This is a genomic window from Melaminivora alkalimesophila (genome assembly GCF_000282995.1).
Lineage (GTDB): Bacteria > Pseudomonadota > Gammaproteobacteria > Burkholderiales > Burkholderiaceae_C > Melaminivora > Melaminivora alkalimesophila.
The window spans coordinates 1-3,747 of sequence record NZ_ALEE01000779.1 but is presented as its reverse complement, the minus strand read 5'-3'; the positions used below and the strand labels follow the sequence as shown (position 1 = coordinate 3,747).

General features: G+C 67.9%; 3 protein-coding genes. All 3 read left to right on the top strand.

What is annotated here, in order from left to right:
* Positions 1-960, top strand: a 960-nt coding sequence (gene odhB / locus A612_RS15005; protein ID WP_019375258.1) for a 2-oxoglutarate dehydrogenase complex dihydrolipoyllysine-residue succinyltransferase, incomplete at its 5' end; no start/stop codon positions are given.
* Positions 961-1,056: 96 nt separating this feature from the next.
* Complete coding sequence (gene lpdA / locus A612_RS15000; RefSeq protein WP_019375257.1) at positions 1,057-2,484, top strand: dihydrolipoyl dehydrogenase; 1,428 nt, start codon at positions 1,057-1,059, stop codon at positions 2,482-2,484.
* Positions 2,485-2,572: 88 nt separating this feature from the next.
* Entirely contained in the window at positions 2,573-3,670 is a 1,098-nt protein-coding gene (gene zapE, locus A612_RS14995) for a cell division protein ZapE (RefSeq protein WP_019375256.1), read from the top strand.
* Positions 3,671-3,747: the final 77 nt, after the last annotated feature.

Genomic DNA, 3,747 nt, shown 5'->3' with positions numbered 1-3,747 from the left:
GCCCCGGCCCCCGCCGCAGCGGCCACCGGTGGCAGCAAGGGCGACGTCGCCATGCCGGCGGCCGCCAAGATCCTGTCGGAAAAGGGCCTGTCGCCCTCCGACGTGCCGGGCAGCGGCAAGGACGGCCGCGTGACCAAGGGCGATGCGCTGGCGGCCTCCGCCGGCGGCGCGAAGTCCACGGCCGCGGCCATTCCGACGGGCGTGCCGACCAAGGCGCTGCCCCAGGTGGCCGCCCCGACGTCGGCCCAGGACCTGGGCGATCGCCCCGAGCAGCGCGTGCCCATGACCCGCCTGCGCGCCCGCATCGCCGAGCGCCTGCTGCAGTCGCAGTCCACCAACGCCATCCTGACCACCTTCAACGAGGTCAACATGGCGCCGGTGATGGAACTGCGCAAGAAGTTCCAGGACCAGTTCACCAAGGAACATGGCGTCAAGCTCGGCTTCATGAGCTTCTTCGTGAAGGCGGCAGTGCACGCGCTCAAGAAGTTCCCGGTGCTCAACGCCAGCGTGGACGGCAACGACATCATCTACCACGGCTACTTCGACATCGGCATCGCCGTGGGCTCGCCGCGCGGCCTGGTGGTGCCGATCCTGCGCAACGCCGATCAGATGAGCTTTGCCGACATCGAGAAGAAGATCGCCGAGTTCGGCAAGAAGGCGCAGGAAGGCAAGCTCGGCATCGAGGAGATGACCGGCGGCACCTTCTCGATTTCCAACGGCGGCACCTTCGGCTCGATGATGTCCACGCCGATCATCAACCCGCCGCAATCGGCCATCCTGGGCGTGCACGCCACCAAGGACCGCGCCGTGGTGGAGAACGGCCAGATCGTGGTGCGCCCGATGAACTACCTGGCGATGTCCTACGACCACCGCATCATCGACGGCCGCGAGGCCGTGCTCGGCCTGGTGGCGATGAAGGATGCGCTGGAAGACCCGTCGCGCCTGCTGTTCGACCTGTAAGCACCCGAGGAACGGTCCTCTTCCCCGCTTCGTGAACCCACCCTTGGCCCGGCCCTGCGGTGGGTTTTTCTTTCCGAACCATTTTCTCCCAGCACCATGAGCAAGCAATTCGACGTCATCGTGATCGGCGCCGGCCCCGGCGGCTACATCGCGGCCATCCGCGCGGCACAACTCGGCATGCAGGTCGCCTGCATCGACGAATGGAAGAACGACCAGGGCGGCCCCGCGCCCGGCGGCACCTGCACCAACGTGGGCTGCATCCCGTCCAAGGCGCTGCTGCAGTCGTCTGAATACTTCGAGCACGCCAACAAGCACTTTGCCGACCATGGCATCACGGCCAAGGACGTGAAGGTGGACGTGGCCAAGATGATCGGCCGCAAGGACACCATCGTGCGCCAGACCAACGAAGGGATCCTGTACCTGTTCAAGAAGAACAAGGTCAGCTTCTTTCACGGCACGGGCGCGTTCTCCAGGGCGGTGGAGGGCGGCTACGAGATCACGGTGAACGGCGCGGCGAGCGAAACGCTGGTCGGCAAGCAGATCATCGTCGCGACCGGCTCCAGCGCGCGCGCGCTGCCGGGCGTGGACTTCGACGAGCAGGCCATCCTGTCCAACGACGGGGCGCTGGCCCTGGGCGCCGTGCCCAAGACCCTGGGCGTGATCGGCTCGGGCGTGATCGGGCTGGAGATGGGCAGCGTCTGGCGCCGCCTGGGTGCCGAGGTGACGGTGCTGGAGGGCCTGCCGACCTTCCTGGGCGCCGTCGACGAGCAGATCGCCAAGGAAGCGAAGAAGGCCTTCGACAAGCAGGGCCTGAAGATCGAGCTGGGTGTGAAGATTGGCGAGGTCAAGAAGGGCAAGAAGGGCGTGAGCGTCGCCTACACCAACGGCAAGGGCGAGGCGGCGAGCCTGGAGGTCGAGAAGCTGATCGTCTCCATCGGCCGCGTGCCGAACACGCGCGGGCTGAACGGCGAGGCCGTGGGCCTGAAGCTGGACGAGCGCGGCGCGGTGGTGGTGGACGCGCAGTGCCGCACCAGCCTGCCGGGCGTCTGGGCGGTGGGCGACGTGGTGCGCGGCCCGATGCTGGCGCACAAGGCCGAGGAAGAGGGCGTCGCGGTGGCCGAGCGCATCGCCGGCCAGCATGGGCATGTCAATTTCGACACCATTCCCTGGGTCATCTACACCAGCCCGGAGATCGCCTGGGTGGGCCGCACCGAGCAGCAACTCAAGGAGCAGGGCGTCAAATACCGCGCCGGCACCTTCCCCTTCATGGCCAACGGCCGGGCGCGCGCCTTGGGCGACACCACCGGCATGGTCAAGTTCCTGGCCGATGCCGAAACCGACGAGATCCTGGGCGTGCACATGGTCGGGCCCTCGGTCAGCGAACTGATCGCCGAGGCGGTGGTCGCCATGGAGTTCAAGGCCAGCAGCGAAGACATCGCGCGCATCTGCCATGCCCACCCCTCGCTGGCCGAGGCGACCAAGGAGGCGGCGCTGGCGGTGGACAAGCGCACCCTGAACTTCTGAAGCGCCGCCGCGATCGGTGGCGGCAGCCGGCTGCCGGGGCCTGCGAGGGCCCACCGGCGGCCTCTTGGTGCCGAATGCGAGGATCAACGTGAACGTCAGGCAGGCCTACGAGGCGGAGCTGGCCGCCAAGGGTTTCCGGAGCGACCCGGCGCAATTGCGCGCGGTCGAGGCCCTGGAACGCTGCGCGCAGGAATGGAGCGCCTACAAGCAGCGCCGCTCCAACGCCCTCAAGAAGCTGATCCACCGGCCGGAAGTGCCCAGGGGGGTCTACATGTACGGCGGCGTCGGGCGTGGCAAGAGCTTCCTGATGGATTGCTTCTTCAACGCCGTGCCGCTCAGGCGCAAGGTGCGCCTGCACTTCCACGAGTTCATGCGCGAGGTGCACCGGGAGCTGGCAGTGCTGCAAGGCCGCCAGAACCCGCTCGACGTGCTGGGCGCGCGCATCGCGCGGCGCTACAAGCTGATCTGCTTCGACGAGTTCCACATCGCGGACATCACGGATGCGATGATCCTGCACCGCCTGCTCGTGGCGCTGTGGGACCACGGCGTAGGTTTCGTCACCACCTCCAACTTCCGCCCGGACGAGCTCTACCCCGACGGCCTGCACCGGGACCGGATCCTGCCGGCCATCGAGCTGCTGAACCAGCGGCTGGAGGTGGTGAACGTGGATAACGGCACCGACTACCGGCGCCGCACGCTGGAGAACGCCCGGCTCTACCACTGCCCGCTCGGGCCGGAGGCGGAAGCCGCCATGGCGCAGACCTTCGAGCTCCTCGCCTCCACGCGCGACGAGGACCCGGTGCTGCACATCGAGGCGCGCGAGATCCGGGCGCTGCGGCGCGCGGGGGGCGTGGTCTGGTTCGATTTCCGCGAGCTGTGCATGGGGCCGCGTTCACAGAACGACTACCTGGAGATCGCCTCGCAGTTCCATACCGTGCTGCTGTCGAACGTGCCGCACATGCCGGTGAACATGGCCTCGCCCGCACGGCGCTTCACCTGGCTGGTGGATGTGCTCTACGACCGGCGGGTCAAGCTGATCATGTCGGCCGAGGTGCCGCCCGAAGCGCTCTACACCGAGGGGCCGCTGGTGCACGAATTCCCGCGCACGGTCTCGCGCCTGCAGGAGATGCAGTCGCGCGAGTTCCTGGCGCTGGAGCGGCGCGTGGTCGACACGGGCCTGACCTGAGGCCATGCGCATGGCCGGCTCGGCATCGACCATGCTCCGTGGCTGTGCGCTGGCCGTGCTGGTGTGGCTGGTGTCTG

Bases quoted from the DNA above. Each gene is read 5' to 3' on its own strand.
- lpdA (WP_019375257.1), top strand. From the start codon at position 1,057: ATGAGCAAGCAATTCGACGTCATCGTGATCGGCGCCGGCCCCGGCGGC.